Here is a 15,284-nt window from a genome sequence, read left to right as displayed (position 1 = left end):
GGAGTCCGCGCAAACGCCTCATCTGCGCAGGTCCCTGGCTCAGGCCGGTCATTCTGCGCCACGACAGGGGCCTTGCCGCAAGGCCCCCTGTGCGCTATATGTTGAGAGTGGCAAGGAGTGCGAGACCTCCTTGCCTTTCGTTTTTCCGCCGTGCGCCTCCACCGGCCGTCCGTGGCGCCTACCGGGCGTCCATGGCCCCGGCGGGCCCGTTCCTGACCGGGCGCGTGTGGATCTTCGCCACGCAGGCGGGGACCGCGGCGGCGGCCTCGTGGGAACGTGCGCGGTAGGCGCTGGGGCTCTCCCCGACCAGTTCGGTGAAGCGTGAGCTGAACGAGCCGAGGGACGTGCAGCCGACCTCGAAGCAGACCTCCGTCACGCTCAGGTCCCCACGCCGCAGCAGCGCCTTCGCCCGCTCGACCCGGCGCGTCATCAGGTAGCTGTACGGCGTCTCCCCGAAGGCCGCGCGGAAGCTGCGGGAGAAGTGGCCGGCGGACATCAGGGCGACGTCGGCCAGCGCCTGGACGTCCAGCGGCTGCGCGTAGTCACGGTCCATGGTGTCGCGGGCGCGGCGGAGGCGCTTCAGGTCGTCGAGCGTCACGTCGTCCAGCATGGCAGACGGGCCCGACACATCCGGCTGGTCTGCGATGCTTGCATGGTGCGCCCGCCGTCCTCCATCCCGCCCCACACCATCACACCCGACACCCCCGCCCCCGTGCGCGCCCCGCTGCTCACCCAGGAGTGGCTCGACCTCTCCTTCGTGCACTGGGCCGTCGACCCCGCGGTGGTGGCGCCGCTCCTGCCGAGCGGCACCGTGCCCGACACGCACGAGGGCGTCACCTACGTCGGGCTCGTCGCCTTCCGGATGCACCGGGTCGGCTGGCTCCGGCTGCCGGGAGTGCCGTACCTCGGCTCCTTCCCCGAGACCAACGTGCGCCTGTACTCGGTCGACGCCCAGGGGCGGCGCGGTGTCGTGTTCCGGTCCATGGACGCGTCCCGGCTGATCCCCGTCGTGATGGGCCGGGTCGGCTTCCGGCTGCCGTACCTCTGGTCCCGGATGAGCGTCCGCACCGACGGCGACACGGTCGACTACGCCAGCTCCCGCCGCTGGCCCGGCCCGCGCGGGGCGCACAGCCGTCTCACCGTGGCCAGGGGCGAGCGGATCGAGGAGCCCACCGAGCTGGAGCACTTCCTCACCGCCCGGTGGGGCATGCACAACGCGTTCTTCGGCGGGGCGGCGTATCTGGCCAACGACCATCCGCGCTGGCCGCTGTACCGCGCGGAGCTGCTCGCCTGCGACGAGAGCCTGCTCACCTCGGCCGGCCTCCCGGCGCCCCGCGAGGCCCCGGTCAGCGTGCTGTACTCGCCCGGCGTGCCCGTACGGCTCGGCCGGCCGTCCCGCTCCGCCCCCGCCGTTCCGCACCCGCGCAGCCCGCTCCAGGCCGGTCACAACGCCCGCGGCTGACGCGTCATCTCCTCGTACACGTACGAGGAGGAGTGATGCGCCCATGGACGACGGCCACGCGTTTCTGGCCCGGCGGTTCGACATCCACGAGGAGCGGCTGCGGGGCGTCGCCCTGCGAATGCTGGGCTCGCGGCGCGAGGCGGCGGAGGCCCTGGGCAGGGCCAGGTCGGCCGGGCTCGGGGAGATCGACGGCTGGCTGACGACGGTCGTCGCGCGGGTGTGCGTGGAGCGGCTGCGGGCACGGCGGGAGGGGTGCGGGCGGGACGGTCGCCGGCTGGACGGGTGCGGGCGGGACGCGCGGGGGCGGGACGCGGACGGGCGGGACGCCGACATGCGGGACGCGGGCGGGCGGGACGCGGACGAGCGGGTGGAGTTCGCGGACGGGGTGGCGCTCGCGTTGTTCGTGGTCCTGGAGTCCCTCGCCCCGGACGAGCGCCTGGCCCTCGTGCTGCACGATCTGTTCGCCCTGCCCCTGACCGACGTCGCCCGCCTCACGGGCCGTACGACATCGGAGGCGGCACGGCTCGTCCGCGTCGCCCGGCGGCGTGTGCGAGGTGCGGGTTCCGAGGGCGGCAACGGTCGCTCCGACGGTTGATCCGATGCGTCCGGGACCTGGCCGCGTCAGCCTCGGCCCCATGTCAACGCCCCGAATCTCCTAGCTCAGGACCCACTTCCACACCACCCGTGTGGCCTTCTGCTTCTTCGGAGCGTTACCTCCTGATCACCGTTCGTGGTGCCGACGTGCGCGTCGGCGCCCGGCTTCTGCTGGCCGGCCTCTCCTTCCACATCGCCCCCGGCGACCGGATCGGCCTCGTCGGCCGCAACGGCGCCGGCAAGACGACCCTGCTCGACACCCTGGCCGGGCTGCGCCCGCCCGCCGCCGGGACCGTCACCCGTACCGGCGGCGTCGGGCATCTCGCCCAGGACTCCCGCGCCGCCGATCCCGGAATGCCGGTCATCGACCGCACCCTCTCCGCCCGAGGGCTCGACCGGGCGGCGCGCGCACTGCATGCGGCCTCCCTCGCGCTCGGCGAGACGCCCGACGAGCGGCGCATGGCCGCGTACGCCCGTGCCGAGGCCGGGTTCGAGGCCCGCGGCGGGTACGCCGCCGAGGCCGAGGCCGCCCGGGTCGCCGCCGGGATCGGACTGGCCACCGAGGTCATGGGGCGGGCCGTCGGCACGCTCTCCGGCGGCCAGAAGCGCCGGGTGGAGCTCGCCAGGATCCTGTTCGCCGGGCACGGCGGCACCGGCACCCTGCTGCTCGACGAGCCCACGAACCACCTCGACGCCGACTCGGTCGGCCGGCTGCGCGACCTCCTGGCCGCGCACCTGGGAGGACTCGTCCTCATCAGCCAGGATGTCGCGCTGCGGTCCGGGACGGTCAACCGGGTCTTCCATCTCGATCCGCAGCGCGCGGCGATCGCGGGGGTCGCGCACCGCGCGGGGTGACGCCCACCCGGCGTCACCCCGTGCGCGTCATGCGTCGGGTGCCGGTGCGCCGGCTGCCGCTGCCCGGGCGGGCCGCCGGGCCGCGCCGCCCGACCGCCTGACGGCCCTCAGGACCACGAACTTCGGGTCGCTCGCGACCAGTTCGCAGGAGCCGAAGATCCGGCGCAGCGTCACGTGGTAGCCGAGGTGGCGGTTGCCCACGACCCACAGTTCGCCGCCCGGCCGCAGGACGCGCCGCGCGTCGGTGAACATCCGGCGGGCGGTGCGGTCGGTGGTGGCCTGGTGACTGTGGAAGGGCGGGTTGTTCAGGACGAGGTCCACCGACTCCGCCGCCAGCTCGGCCGTCCCGTCCCCGACGACGAACTCGGCGGTGCGGCCGGGGGCGGCGTGGCGACGGAAGTTCTCCTCGGCGGAGGCGACGGCCGGGTACGACTCGTCGGCGAAGACCAGTTCGGCCTCGGGCTCGGCGAGCGCGACGGAGAGACCGACGACGCCGTTGCCGCAGCCCAGGTCGACCACACGGGCGCGGCCGAGGCCCGTGGGCAGGTGCTTCAGGAAGAAGCGGGTGCCGATGTCGAGGCGGTCGGCGCAGAAGATCCCGGCCTGGTTGACCACGGTCCGCCCGGCGACGATCCCGGCGTCGGCGGGGAGTTCGTACCGGTACGGCCAGGGGTTGGCCGCCCGGTCGCGCGCGGGGTCCGGGGCGCAGAGGATCAGCCGGGCCTTCTTCGCCGCGAGCGAGGTGCGGGTGGGGCCGAGGATCGTCTCGAAGAGCTGGAGCGTGGAGGTGTGGATCTCCTTGACCATGCCGGTCCCGACGACCACGGTGCCCTCGTGCAGGGCGGGCGCGAGCCGGTGCAGCTGGTCCTCCAGGAGCGCGAGGCTCTTGGGGACGCGGACGAGCAGCACGTCGATCCGCTCGGGCGGCGCGTCCTGGGTGGTGAGGAGCCGCACGGCGTCCGGGGCGGCCCCGGAGCGGGCCAGGTTCTCCACGGTCGCCCGGCGGCCGAGGTAGGAGTCGGAGATCTGCGCGAGCGTGCCCGGGCGGCGGGCGGCCAGGGCCGTCGCGAGGGCGCCCCAGCGGTCGCCGACGACGGCGACCGTGCCGGACAGGTCGGTGTCCGTCTCGGCGAGGTGGCGCAGCAGGTACTCGTCGGACGCGTCCCAGGCTCGGAGCGGGTCGCGCGGGTCCTCGGGGAATCGGGTGAGCGGGAACTCGCCCCATGACGTGGTCAAACGGTTCATCGTGCTCTCAGGCTAGCCGGTCGCGGCCCCTCCCCCGGATCCGGCGGCAGGGGCGAGGAGGGCTCCGGCATGCGCCGGGAGCGCTCCTGGGCGGCCCCGGGTTCAGCCGACCGCCGCCTGGAGGTGGAGGTGCCAGAGGCCGGGGCGGCCCGTGAGGGTGACGGTGGAGAGCGGGCGGACGTCCACGTTCCAGAACGTGGAGGGCGGGGCCTTCAGCGCGTACACCAGGGCGGCGCGGACGACGGCGGGTTCGGCGACCGCGACGATGGTGCCGTCGTCGGCGGGGCGGGTGTCGAGCCAGCCCCCTATGCGCGAGATGAAGGCCAGGAGCGTCTCGCCGCCGTGGGGGGCGATGCGCGGGTCGGAGAGCCAGGCGTCCACGGCGGCGGGTTCGAGGGCCGCGACCTCGGCGAGGGTCAGTCCGCGCCAGCGGCCCATGTCGCAGTCGCGCAGGGCGGGCTGGGCGAGCGGCGCGTAGCCGAGCGCGGTGCCGGTGGCCCGGCTGCGGGGCGTCGGGGAGCAGTAGCGCAGCTCGGCCGCGCCGAGCGGGACCAGAGAGTGCGCGGCGAGCTGCACCTCGTACCAGCCGGCCTCGTCGAGCGGCCGGTCGTCGTCGAAGCGCTCGGCGAGCAGCGAGGAGCTGCGCGCCGCTGCGACGAGCGTCACCCGTAGTCCCATGGGCGCGATCGTGAGGCCGGATGCCTGGCAGGTCAAGAGGGCATATGCACCGGCTCCGGCCGAGGTCGTGGAGGGGCGTGGGCGCCGGTACGGGCCGAGAGCCGCCTACTTGTCCGGGTTCCTCACGGGCGCGAATGCGACGATCCCGTACACACCACACGCGTCCTCGGTGGCGGGAAGGGCGCGGCACGGGGCGCCGTCGGCGGCCCGCCGACGGCACGGGCGCGACCTCGGCGCCGGCGCCGGTCAGGCCGTCAGGCCGTCGACGGCCGACCGCAGCCGCCGCACCCCCTCGGCGATCTCCGTCGGGCCGGCCACGCCGGCGAAGCTGAGGCGGATGTGCCCGGCGGGCGGTTCGGCGCTGAAGTAGGGGCGGCCGGGGGCGACGGCGACGCCGGCCCGCAGGGCGCCCGTGAGGAGCGCGGCCTCCGGAAGGCCGTCGGGGAGCCGGAGCCAGAGCTGGTAGCCGCCGGACGGGATGTGGGGCAGGGCCAGCTCGGGGAGGTGGACGGCGAGCGCACCGGTCATGGCGTCACGGCGGCTCTTCAGCTCCTGGGACACGGCGCGCAGATGACGGCTCCAGGCGGGCGAGCCGACGAGCTCCAGCGCGGTCTCCTGCAGGGGGCGCGGGACGAAGAAGCTGTCGACGACGTGGATGGCGCGCAGCCGTTCCAGTACGGGACCTCGGGCGGCCAGCGCACCCACGCGCAGGCTGGGCGAGGTCGGCTTGGTCAGGGAGCAGACGTGGACGACGACGCCGTCCGGGTCGTCGGCGGCCATCGGCGCGGGGAGCGGCCCGGCGTCCTCGTGGACGAGGCGGCGGGCGAAGTCGTCCTCGACGACGAAGGCTCCGGCGGCCCGCGCGATCCGGACCACCTCGCGCCGCCGTTCGGCGCCGAGCACGGCGCCGGTGGGGTTCTGGAAGAGCGGCTGGCAGACGAAGACGCGTGCGCCGGTGGCCCGGAAGGCTGCTTCGAGCAGTTCGGGACGCACCCCGTCGGCGTCGACGGGCACGGGTACGGGACGCAGGCCGGCCGCGCGGGCGACGGCGAGCATGCCCGGGTAGGTGGGCGACTCGACGAGGACGGGGGTGCCGGGCGGGGCGAGGGCCCGCAGGGCGGTCGTGATCGCGGGCTGCCCGCCGGCTGTGACGAGGACGTCGGCGGCGGTGACCGTGCCGCCGATCTCACGGGCGAACCACTCGCGCAGTTCGGGGAGGCCGTCGGTGGGCGGCCTGCCCCAGGCGCCGGGGCGGCGCCCCGCGCGGGCCAGGGCGGCGGCCATGGCGCGTTCGGGCTGGAGCGAGGGGTGCAGATAGCCGCCGTTGAACTCGACGACGCCCGGCGGCGGCGCCGCGAGCGTCACCAGGACGCCGGAGGCGTCGACGCTGCGCGGCACCAGCTCGGTCGCCGTGTCGGCGCTCAGCGTGACCTCCTGCCAGGAGGTGTCGCCCGCCACGGGCGTCCGGCCACGCGGCTCGGCGCGGTACGCCCCGGCTCCCGGCCGGGTGACGACGAGTCCCTCGGCGGCGAGCTGGGCAAGCGCCCGGGTCACCGTCACCGGGGAGACCCGGTACCGCTCGACGAGGGCGCGGCTCGACGGCAGCTTCCCTCCAGGGGAGTAGCGGTTCAGTTCCGCTCTCAAGGAGTTGGCCAGCTCACCGACACTGCTACGCTCGTGCATGACAGCACAGGATAGCGCTACTCCCCTCACCACGATAGCGGTCGGCGGCACCGGGACAGTCTCGCCACGGGCCCGCGGCACGCTCCTCGCCGGCCTCGGCGTGCTTTCGTTCTCGCTCACGTTCCCCTCCACCGCCTGGGGCCTGGAGAGCTTCGGGCCGTGGTCGCTCGTCGCCCTGCGCTCGACGCTCGCCGCGCTCGTCGCCGGCGCCTTCCTGCTCGCGATGAGGGTCCCGCTTCCCGGGCGGAGCCACTGGGCGGGGCTCGCCGTCGTCGCCGGCGGCGTGGTCGTGGGCTTCCCGCTGCTGACAACCCTCGCCCTGCAGACCTCCACCACCTCGCACGCCGCCGTGGTCGTGGGCCTGCTGCCGCTCACCACGGCGGCCTTCGCCGCGGTCCGCACCGGCCGGCGCCCGTCCCGTACGTTCTGGTGCGCGGCGCTCACCGGTGCGGCGGTCGTCATCGCCTTCACCGTCCAGCAGAGCGGCGGCGCCCTCTCCACGGGCGATCTGTACCTCTTCGGCGCGCTCCTGGTCTGCGCCGCCGGTTACACCGAGGGCGGCAGGCTGGCCCGGCTCATGCCGGGCTGGCAGGTCATCGGCTGGGCGCTGATCCTCTGCCTGCCGCTGATGGTCGTCGGATCGGCCGTCGCGCTCGCCCTGGAGCCCGTCCACCTGGGCGCTCACGGCATCATCGGGCTGGTCTGGGTCGCGGCCGGCTCCACCTTCTTCGGCATGTACGTCTGGTACGGGGGCATGGCGGCGATCGGCATCCCCAAGGCGAGCCAGCTCCAGCTCGCCCAGCCGCTCCTCACCCTGGTCTGGTCGGTCTCGCTGCTCGGCGAGTCGCTGCCCCTCGCCGCGCCGCTCGCGGCCGTCGCGGTCCTGGTCTGCATCGCCGCGACCCAGCGCGCGAAGAGCTGACCGGGCGCGCGCGGCGAAGTCCCGGACTGGGCGCGCGCCCAGGGGTGATGCGGGTCACAATGGCGGACATAGGCTCCCAAGCAGGACGAGCGCGGCCGCGAGGAGGTCACCCCGATGCAAGCGAGCGTGGGCGACAAACTGCTGGTGCACGGCCGGACCGTCGGTCAGCACGACCGTACGGCCGAGGTTCTTCAGGTACTGGGCGAGAACGGCAACCCCCCGTACCGGGTCAAGTTCGACGACGACGGCCACGAGGCCCTGATGGCTCCGGGCCCCGACACCGTCGTCCGCCACCACGAGAAGATGTGACGCGGGCCGGCTAGCGAGCCGGGAGGGCCGTGGTCGGGTAGTGGTCGGCGACGACGGCGGCCATCGCCCCGATCGGGTCCGCCGTCACCTGTGTCGCCGAGAAGAAGCAGTGCCCGGCCACCCCCGGGTACCGGCCGGCCAGCGTCAGATGCCGGGACAGTTCGTCCGGGTCCTGCCAGGCGTCCGGCTGGTCGGGGTCGCCGCACTTGAAGAGGGCCTCGCCGATGTACAGGCGGACGCCGGTGTTCCGTACCGCCGCCTCCCACCACGGCACGAGCGTGGCGTAGTCCGCCTCGGCGAAGCCGATGTGCCAGTAGAGCTGCGGCACCACGTAGTCGATCCAGCCCTCCCTGATCCATTTCCTGGTGTCGGCGAAGAGATCGTCGTAGGCCTGCAGACCGTCAGGGGTGTCCGAGCCCTCGGGGTCGGTGGCGCTGTTGCGCCAGATCCCGAAGGGGCTGATCCCGAAGGGCGGCGCTCCGCCGACCTCCTTGATCCGGGCGGACATCTCGGAGACCAGCAGGTCGACGTTGTTCCGCCGCCAGGACGCCCGGTTCGGGAAGTCCCCGCCGTACCGCGCGTACGCGTCGTCGTCGTCGAACACCTGGCCCTCGACCGGGTACGGGTAGAAGTAGTCGTCCCAGTGCACCGCGTCGATGTCGTAGCGCCGGACGGCGTCGAGCATCGCGTCCTGGACGAAGCGGCGGACCTCGGGCAGTCCGGGGTTGTAGTAGAGCCTGCCGCCGTACGGGACCGTCCACCCCGGGTTGCGGCGGGCCGGGTGGGTGGAGGTCAGGCGGGTGGGATCCGTGTGGTTCGCCACACGGTACGGGTTGAACCAGGCGTGCAGTTCGAGCCCCCGCCTGTGGGCCTCCTCGACGGCCGTCCCCAGCGGGTCCCAGCCGGGATCGCGGCCCTGCACGCCGGTGAGGCACTCCGCCCACGGCTCGTGCGGCGAGGGCCACAGGGCGTCGGCGCTCGGCCGCACCTGGAGGATCACCGCGTTCAGCCTGCGCTCGACGGCCATGTCCAGATGGGCGAGGAGTTCGGCCCGCTGCCTCCCGGGCGTGAGGCCCGGACTGGAGGGCCAGTCGACGTTGAAGACCGTCGCCAGCCACATGCCCCGGAACTCGCCCGCCGCCCTTCGCTTCTTCCGTACCGCTCCGGCGGTACCCGAGATCGCGCCGGTGGTGCCGGAGTCCGCTTCCGCGCCGTGGGAACCGGTCACACCGAGCACCGCCAGTGCCGCACCCGCCACGAACCCTCTTCTCCCGATACGTCCCATCCGCCTGTCCTCTCATGTCGGATACGTCACACCCCCTGGCAGAGCATGCCCGACCCGGGCGATCGATCATCGGTTAATGAGCGGTAACGTCGTGGGGTCGAGGCGGACGCACCGGAATCACACGGGGCCCGCTGCCAGTGATGAGCGAAAGGCACGAGGTGACGGACTCCATGGCCGACATTGAGCGCGTCGGAGTGGTGGGCTGCGGCCAGATGGGCGCGGGCATCGCGGAGGTGTGTGCCCGCAGCGGTCTCGAGGTGAAGGTCGCCGAGACCACCGGCGAGGCGCTGGAGATCGGCCGTACGCGGCTCTACAACTCGCTCGCGAAGGCTGCCGAGCGCGGCAAGATCAGCGAGGAGGAGCGCGACGCGACGCTGGCGCGCCTCAGCTTCACCACCGACCTGGGCGAGTTCGCCGACCGCGACCTCGTCATCGAGGCCGTGGTGGAGAACGAGCAGATCAAGACCGAGATCTTCCAGGTGCTCGACCAGGTGGTGACCCGGCCCGACGCCATCCTGGCCTCGAACACCTCCTCCATCCCGCTGGTGAAGCTGGCCGTGGCGACCTCCCGTCCGGACCAGGTCATCGGCATCCACTTCTTCAACCCGGCGCCGGTGCAGAAGCTGGTGGAGCTGATCCCGGCCCTCACCACCTCCGAGGGCACCATCAGCCGTGCCCAGCTCTTCGCCGAGAAGTTCCTCGGCAAGCATGCGATCCGCGCGCAGGACCGGTCCGGCTTCGTCGTGAACGCCCTGCTGGTCCCGTACCTGCTCTCCGCGATCCGGATGTTCGAGTCGGGCATCGCGAGCCGCGAGGACATCGACAACGGCATGGAGTTCGGCTGCGCCCACCCGATGGGCCCGCTGAAGCTCGCCGACCTGATCGGCCTGGACACGATCGCCTCGATCGCCGACTCCATGTACACCGAGTACAAGGAGCCGCTGTACGCCGCTCCCCCGCTGCTCCAGCGGATGGTGGACGCGGGCCGGCTCGGCCGCAAGACGGGGTCGGGCTTCTACCCGTACTCCTGAGCCCCACCGTCACCGTTCGGCCCGTACACCCGCACAGGTACGGGCCGTTCGGCGTTCCCCGCCCCGTGGGTGCGCGCCGGCCGGTCAGCCGAGTCGCAGATGGTGGAGCAGGAGCAGCCCGGCGGCCATGTTGGCGGCCGGGATCTCACCCCGGGCGATCATGTCCGGGATCAGCTTGAGCGGTATCCACTCACGCCGTGAGGACTCGAAGTCGTCCTCGGGCGGGCCGGTGTACGTGGCTTCCTCGGTCCAGTAGAGGTGGTGCCTGGCGTCGGTGAGGCCGTTGGAGGGCTCGACGGTGAGGAGATGGCGCAGGGGTCCGGGGCGCCACCCCGTCTCCTCCTCCATCTCGCGGGCGGCGGCGGCCGCGAGGTCCTCGCCGTCCTCGACGACGCCGGCGGCCAGCTCCCAGCCCCAGCTGTCGGTGATGAAGCGGTGCCGCCAGAGCATGAGGACCTCGTTGGCCTCGTTGACGGCGGTCGCGACGGCGACCGGGCGGAGCCGGATCAGATAGTGGTCGAGGTGACGGCCGTCCGGGAGTTCGACGTCCGCGAGGTTCACCCGGAACCAGCGGTTCTCATAGACAGGTTGTTCGCTCAGTTTCGTCCACTGCACGTTTCTGCCACCTTCCGATTGTTCGGTGGCAATATGGCAGCAGTCCGGGGCTCACAGGGGAACGCGTAGCGCCCCGTCGATGAGTTCGGCCGCCTGCCTCGCGTCCGCACAGTCGGTCGCCAGCAGGTACTCCCGCACCAGCCTCAGCCGGTCGCGCAGCCGCCGCGACTCCATCCCGCGCGCCCGCTCGGTCATCTCCACCGCCGTCCGCGCCGCCGCGTCGGCCTCGCCCTGCCGCAGCTCGATCTGGCAGAGCATGGCGAGCCGGTGCACCCGGCCCCGGTCGTGCGCCGGAGTCGCCACGGCCTCCCGCGCGTGCTCCCTGGCCGCGGGGAGGTCACCCAGACTGAGCAGCGCCTCGGCGACCTGCACGTTGACCAGCCCCGGCTGGACGTAACCGGTCTCGGCCGGCTCGTGGCCCGGCCGGATCCGCTCCGCCTCGGCCTCCGCGCGCCGGATGCAGGCCAGCGCCGAGGACCCGTCGCCGAGGTGGGCGTACGCCTTGGCCTGCATCGCGGAGAGATCGGCCGCGAGCGCCGGGGTGATCTCCCGCCCGGCCGACCGCAGCGCCGCCTCGGCGAAGGCCACCCCCTGCCGGTACTCCCCCATGAACAGCGACTGGTTGACGAGGAGGGCGACCACATAGGCGCCCAGGCCACGGTCCCCGCTCGCCTTCGCAAGGCGCAGCGCCTGGTGGAAGTAGCGCTGCGCGAGACCGAGCGCGTCGGAGTCGTACGCGCAGATGCCGGCCACCGCCACCAGACCGCCCGTGGCGCGGTGCAGCTGCCGGCCGAGGCTGTCGCTGTACGAGCCACGCAGCAGCGGCGCGGTCTCGGCGTTGAGGAAGCCGACGATCCGCACCCGCGTCGCCACACCGCCCGCCTTGCGGTACATCTGCTCGTAGTGCGCCCGCGCGGCACCCAGCATGGTGATGTCGGCCATCGAGACCCGGGTCCGCCCGTCGCGGGAGACGTCGGCGTCCTCCGGCGGGTTCTCCCACTCCCAGACCGGCATCACGGCGGGCGTGCCGGTGACGGCCTGCGCGCCGAGTATGTGCGGACGCTGCTGCTCGTCGGAGCGCCACAGGGCGGTGGCCCGCTCGACGAAGCCGGAGAGCGGGGAGGCGGACGAGGCGGTGTCGGCGCCGCCGACGCCGAGCCCGATGTCGTCGAGGGTGACCGCCCGGCGCAGCCGCGCCCCGAGCACCTCGCAGATCAGATCGGGCACCTGGCCACGCGGCCGCTGGCCCTTCAACCACCGTGCCACGGCGGTGTGTTCGTATCGCAGCGCGAGGCCCCGGCCGCGGCCGGCGCGGTTCACGTGGGCGGCGAGGCCGGCCCGCGAGATCCCCGCCTCGTCCAGCAGGGCGTCGAGCAGGGTGTTGGGCATCATGGGCCCCTCCGATGTGACTCGGTCCGCGCCCGACCACCGTAGTGGAGGGCGGTTTCGCACGGGGTGTGAATGAAGTGCCCGTTCTTCCGCTCCGAGCGCTCTGCCGCCACCGCCCCGCTGCCGGTTGACTAGGCGCCTCGCCGCAAGGCGACCCGGGCCGCCGGGCTCCCCCCTCGTACAGTGCGGCGGCCCGCCCCGCGCCGTCCGCCCGCCGACCTGCCCGACACTCCGCGGCGGAACGGGCGGCGCCGGCCTCATGTCCCGTCGCTCAACAGTGAGGGGAGGGTGCAGGTCGGGTACGGCGCAGCCCGGGTTCGGCGGGCTGCGCCGGAACCCGCACCCGGTCGTTGCGGACGACCAGCAGGGCCACGTCGTCGGCGAGCCGGCCGCGGGTGTGCCGCAACAGGGCGCCGTGCACACGGTGGACCAGCGCGGCCGGGGAGACGGGCGCGTCACGGGCGGCCTCGGCCAGGGCCCGTTCGAGAGCGAAGAAGCGCCCCGCCGGGTCGCGGGCGTCCTCCGCGCCGTCGGTGTGCAGGAACAGCGCCTCGCCCGTCATGAGCCGGGTGCAGGGGTGCGCGGTCAGGTCGGCCGGCAGCGGGAAGGCACCGAGCGGCGGTAGCGGGTCGCCGACGAGGACGGGCTCCACCCGGTGGGAGATCCGGTACGGGCCGGGGTGCCCGCAGTTGAGGGCGTACACCTCCCCGTCCGGGCGGATCTCCAGGAGCAGCACGGTGACGAACTCCTCGGCCGCGGGGTGCTGGGGCTCCCGACCGGCGCAGACCGCCGGGTGCTCGTCTCTGGCGCGCTCCCGCAGATGGCGGGCGAGCGCACGGTCGAGCCGGCGCAGCACACCGCCGAGTTCGGGCTCGTCGTGGGCGGCCTCGCGGAAGCTGCCGAGCACGGCGACCACCGCACCGAGGGCCGCGAGGCCGTGCCCCCGGACGTCGCCGATGACGAGCCGCACGCCGTACGGCGTGGCCACCGCCTCGTACAGATCCCCGCCGACGGACGCGCCCCGGGAGGCGGAGAGCTGCCCGGCGGCGGCGGAGAGGCCGTCGAGCCGGGGCGGGGGCGGGCGCAGCAGCACGCGCTGGGTGGCGTCCGCGATGGCCCTCATCCGCTCCAGCTCGCGCGAGAGCCCGCGGCGGATGCCGAGGACGAGGCCCGTGCCGACGGTGAAGAAGAGCACGCTGGTGGCGATGCGCATGGGAAGACCCGGCTGTCGCGCCAGAGGACAGCCGAGTTTCCACGTCACGGCCACGGCACCCCAGAGGGTGGGAAGGGCGAGTGGTCCCAGCCGGCGCAGCCGGGAGTCGTAGGAGAGCAACGTCCTGGTACGGATCATGCACGGCCCTTCCTGAGGCCCTGCCGCGCCCGAAGGCCCTGCGGCGCACAGGCCCGCCCCTGTGGCCGCGTCGATTCTCCCGACCGCACCGGGCCTGGGGGAACACGGCCCGGACATCTCACCCGAAGGAGTGAGAACCCCCGGCGCGCCGTGGTGCGCCACCCGTGCGCCACCCGCACGGGCACGGGAACCCCGCACTGATGCGCGTGCCACACCCCGCGGGGTCACCTCCCTCGGAGGCGTCGGGGCTCGGCGGACAGCAGGATGTCGACCACCCTGCGGGAGAGCCGCTCCGCCTCGGTCAGCTCGCCGTGCAGGTGGAGGACGGCCCCCAGGGCGTTCAGCGGCGGAGCGAGACGGATGTCGTCGGGGCCGTAGGCGCGCTCGTAGAGGCGGACCGCCAGGCGCAGGGGCTGCTCCGCCTCGGTGGGCCGGCCCAGCCCTTCGAGCAGGATGCCCAGGGCCGACGCCGCCTCGGCCGTCTCGGCCGAGGCGGGACCGGACGCGCGCCGCGCCAGCCGAAGGGCCTCGCGCAGCGCGCCCTCGGCCTCCGCGTAGCGGCCGCCGGCCCGGTGCCGGCGCGCCCTTGCCAGGTGCTCGCGCACCCGCGTCCGGGACGTCCGCGTGTCCACGACGTGTCCCCTGCGGTCCGTCGGTGCTAGGCGAGGGCCTTCGCCCTGGCCGGCCCGGCCACCCGCCCGGCCCCCGCGAGGTGCCGCACGACGTGCTCGGCGTCCCGGCCGGCGCCTCCGACCAGCATCGACGCGAAGGCGTACTGGAACGACAGCCCCACGAAGTACAGACCCGGCGACGAGGGCACCACACCGCGCTCCTCCAGCGGCCAGCCGTCCTCGCCCGTGACGGGGAGGTCGATCCAGGAGAAGTCCTGCCGGAATCCCGTGCACCAGACGACGTTGGCGACGTCGAGCACACGGCCCCCGTCGAGGACGGGAAGGCCGTCCCGCACGCCCGTCGTCCGTTCCGGCACCATCTCGACGCCCGCGCGGGAGAGGTCGGCGCGCTTGACCCTGATCAGAGGTCCGCCGTGGGCCCGGACCTCGGGACGCATCCTGCGGCCGATCGGCGTCCGGAGCGTCAGCAGGTGCTGTGCCAGGAACCAGAGGACCGGGAAGACGACATGTGCCGGCCTGCCCTCGATGTCGAACGGGATCTCACCGTGGATCGGGCCGCTCAGCACGGTGGGATGACCCGCGGACCCCACCTCGTGCGCGATGTCCCCGCCGGAGTGCGAGGCTCCGACCACCAGGACCCCGCCGGGCCGCAGCTGCGCCGGGTTCTTGTAGGCGCTGGAGTGCAGCTGCGTGATGCGCGGGTCGAGCGCGTCGGCGAAGGCGGGGACGTACGGGGTCCGGCCGAACGTCCCGGAGGCGACGACGACGTTGTCGCACACATAGGCCGACGTGTCCGTCGCCACCACGTACCTCCCCTCCTCGCGGGACAGGCGCCGTACGCGCCGGCCACCCCGTACGGGGAGCGCGAAGGTCGCGGCGTACGTCTCCAGGAAGTCGGCCATCTCGTCCTTGGTGGGGAACGACATCGGCGGCGCGGGGAAGCGCATCCCGGGAAGGGAGGCGACGCGGGCCGGGCTGAAGAGGCGGAGCGAGTCCCAGTGACACCGCCAGTTGTCGCCGACCCGGTCGTTGCCGTCCAGGACGACGAACGGCAGGCCGCGCCGCGAGAGGTGGTACCCGGTCGCGAGGCCCGCCTGACCGGCGCCGATGACGACCGTCTCGATGTGTTCCGCGCTGTCCGTGAGCTTCATGGCGGGCCTCCTCGTCCGTTCCTTGTGATCGACACTAGGAGCGGGTTCGCGCGCCGGCTTCGGGAGAACGCCCCAACCGTGC

Annotated in this window: 15 protein-coding genes and 1 pseudogene; 6 read left to right on the top strand and 10 right to left on the bottom strand. The window is 73.7% G+C overall.

Annotation, left to right across the window (positions count from 1 at the left end; translation table 11 throughout):
* Positions 1–178 precede the first annotated feature (178 nt).
* Positions 179–598, bottom strand: a complete 420-nt coding sequence (locus tag ACF1G2_RS20735) for a helix-turn-helix domain-containing protein (RefSeq protein WP_391799673.1) — start codon at positions 596–598, stop codon at positions 179–181.
* A 54-nt stretch (positions 599–652) separates the two neighbouring features.
* Between ACF1G2_RS20735 and ACF1G2_RS20730 the strand changes: the two genes are divergently transcribed.
* From ACF1G2_RS20730 to ACF1G2_RS20720, 3 genes and pseudogenes are all read left to right on the top strand, one after another.
* The gene (locus tag ACF1G2_RS20730; protein WP_391799672.1) at positions 653–1,462 is read left to right on the top strand and encodes a YqjF family protein; all 810 of its coding nucleotides are present in this window, start codon (positions 653–655) and stop codon (positions 1,460–1,462) included.
* 43 nt (positions 1,463–1,505) lie between these two features.
* Positions 1,506–2,057: a hypothetical protein gene (locus tag ACF1G2_RS20725; RefSeq protein ID WP_391799671.1), complete on the top strand. Its 552-nt coding sequence runs from the start codon at positions 1,506–1,508 to the stop codon at positions 2,055–2,057.
* Positions 2,058–2,179: 122 nt separating this feature from the next.
* Positions 2,180–2,884: pseudogene (locus ACF1G2_RS20720) on the top strand (ATP-binding cassette domain-containing protein); the annotation flags it as partial.
* Between the two features lie 54 nt (positions 2,885–2,938).
* Here the strand turns inward: ACF1G2_RS20720 and ACF1G2_RS20715 are convergent.
* The 3 genes from ACF1G2_RS20715 to ACF1G2_RS20705 all read right to left on the bottom strand — a co-directional run bounded on the left by ACF1G2_RS20715 (position 2,939) and on the right by ACF1G2_RS20705 (position 6,517).
* Positions 2,939–4,156, bottom strand: a complete 1,218-nt coding sequence (locus tag ACF1G2_RS20715) for a methyltransferase (RefSeq protein WP_391799670.1) — start codon at positions 4,154–4,156, stop codon at positions 2,939–2,941.
* A gap of 102 nt (positions 4,157–4,258) precedes the next feature.
* Positions 4,259–4,834, bottom strand: a complete 576-nt coding sequence (locus ACF1G2_RS20710; protein ID WP_391799669.1) for a histidine phosphatase family protein — start codon at positions 4,832–4,834, stop codon at positions 4,259–4,261.
* Positions 4,835–5,080: 246 nt separating this feature from the next.
* Positions 5,081–6,517 carry a PLP-dependent aminotransferase family protein gene (locus ACF1G2_RS20705; RefSeq protein WP_391799668.1) on the bottom strand — a complete coding sequence of 479 codons (1,437 nt, stop codon included), beginning with the start codon at positions 6,515–6,517 and terminating at the stop codon, positions 5,081–5,083.
* Between ACF1G2_RS20705 and ACF1G2_RS20700 the strand changes: the two genes are divergently transcribed.
* Both ACF1G2_RS20700 and ACF1G2_RS20695 read left to right on the top strand, forming a co-directional pair.
* On the top strand, positions 6,516–7,439 hold the full coding sequence (locus ACF1G2_RS20700) for a DMT family transporter (protein WP_391799667.1): 924 nt from the start codon (positions 6,516–6,518) through the stop codon (positions 7,437–7,439). The genes ACF1G2_RS20705 and ACF1G2_RS20700 overlap by 2 nt on opposite strands.
* A gap of 114 nt (positions 7,440–7,553) precedes the next feature.
* Positions 7,554–7,748, top strand: coding sequence for a DUF1918 domain-containing protein (locus ACF1G2_RS20695; RefSeq protein ID WP_352186468.1), 195 nt, complete (start codon positions 7,554–7,556; stop codon positions 7,746–7,748).
* A gap of 10 nt (positions 7,749–7,758) precedes the next feature.
* On the opposite strand, the gene ACF1G2_RS20690 is transcribed toward ACF1G2_RS20695, so the two are convergent.
* Complete coding sequence (locus tag ACF1G2_RS20690; RefSeq protein ID WP_391799666.1) at positions 7,759–9,033, bottom strand: glycoside hydrolase family 10 protein; 1,275 nt, start codon at positions 9,031–9,033, stop codon at positions 7,759–7,761.
* A gap of 170 nt (positions 9,034–9,203) precedes the next feature.
* On the opposite strand from ACF1G2_RS20690, the gene ACF1G2_RS20685 reads away from it, so the two are divergent.
* Positions 9,204–10,064, top strand: a complete 861-nt coding sequence (locus ACF1G2_RS20685) for a 3-hydroxybutyryl-CoA dehydrogenase (protein WP_391799665.1) — start codon at positions 9,204–9,206, stop codon at positions 10,062–10,064.
* An 84-nt stretch (positions 10,065–10,148) separates the two neighbouring features.
* Here ACF1G2_RS20685 and ACF1G2_RS20680 read toward each other — a convergent pair whose 3' ends face one another.
* The 5 genes from ACF1G2_RS20680 to ACF1G2_RS20660 form a co-directional block, all read right to left on the bottom strand.
* Positions 10,149–10,679: an NUDIX domain-containing protein gene (locus ACF1G2_RS20680; RefSeq protein WP_391799664.1), complete on the bottom strand. Its 531-nt coding sequence runs from the start codon at positions 10,677–10,679 to the stop codon at positions 10,149–10,151.
* A gap of 51 nt (positions 10,680–10,730) precedes the next feature.
* The gene (locus ACF1G2_RS20675; protein ID WP_391799663.1) at positions 10,731–12,071 is read right to left on the bottom strand and encodes a transcriptional regulator; all 1,341 of its coding nucleotides are present in this window, start codon (positions 12,069–12,071) and stop codon (positions 10,731–10,733) included.
* Positions 12,072–12,339: 268 nt separating this feature from the next.
* Positions 12,340–13,419: a PP2C family protein-serine/threonine phosphatase gene (locus ACF1G2_RS20670; protein WP_391799662.1), complete on the bottom strand. Its 1,080-nt coding sequence runs from the start codon at positions 13,417–13,419 to the stop codon at positions 12,340–12,342.
* Positions 13,420–13,643: 224 nt separating this feature from the next.
* Positions 13,644–14,051, bottom strand: a complete 408-nt coding sequence (locus ACF1G2_RS20665) for a tetratricopeptide repeat protein (protein ID WP_391799661.1) — start codon at positions 14,049–14,051, stop codon at positions 13,644–13,646.
* 26 nt (positions 14,052–14,077) lie between these two features.
* Complete coding sequence (locus ACF1G2_RS20660; RefSeq protein ID WP_391799660.1) at positions 14,078–15,202, bottom strand: flavin-containing monooxygenase; 1,125 nt, start codon at positions 15,200–15,202, stop codon at positions 14,078–14,080.
* Between the last annotated feature and the right edge of the window lie 82 nt (positions 15,203–15,284).

Origin of the sequence: Streptomyces sp. NPDC013457 (assembly GCF_043089925.1) — a bacterium.
Taxonomy (GTDB): Bacteria; Actinomycetota; Actinomycetes; order Streptomycetales; family Streptomycetaceae; genus Streptomyces.
This window is presented reverse-complemented; position numbering and strand designations above follow the sequence as displayed.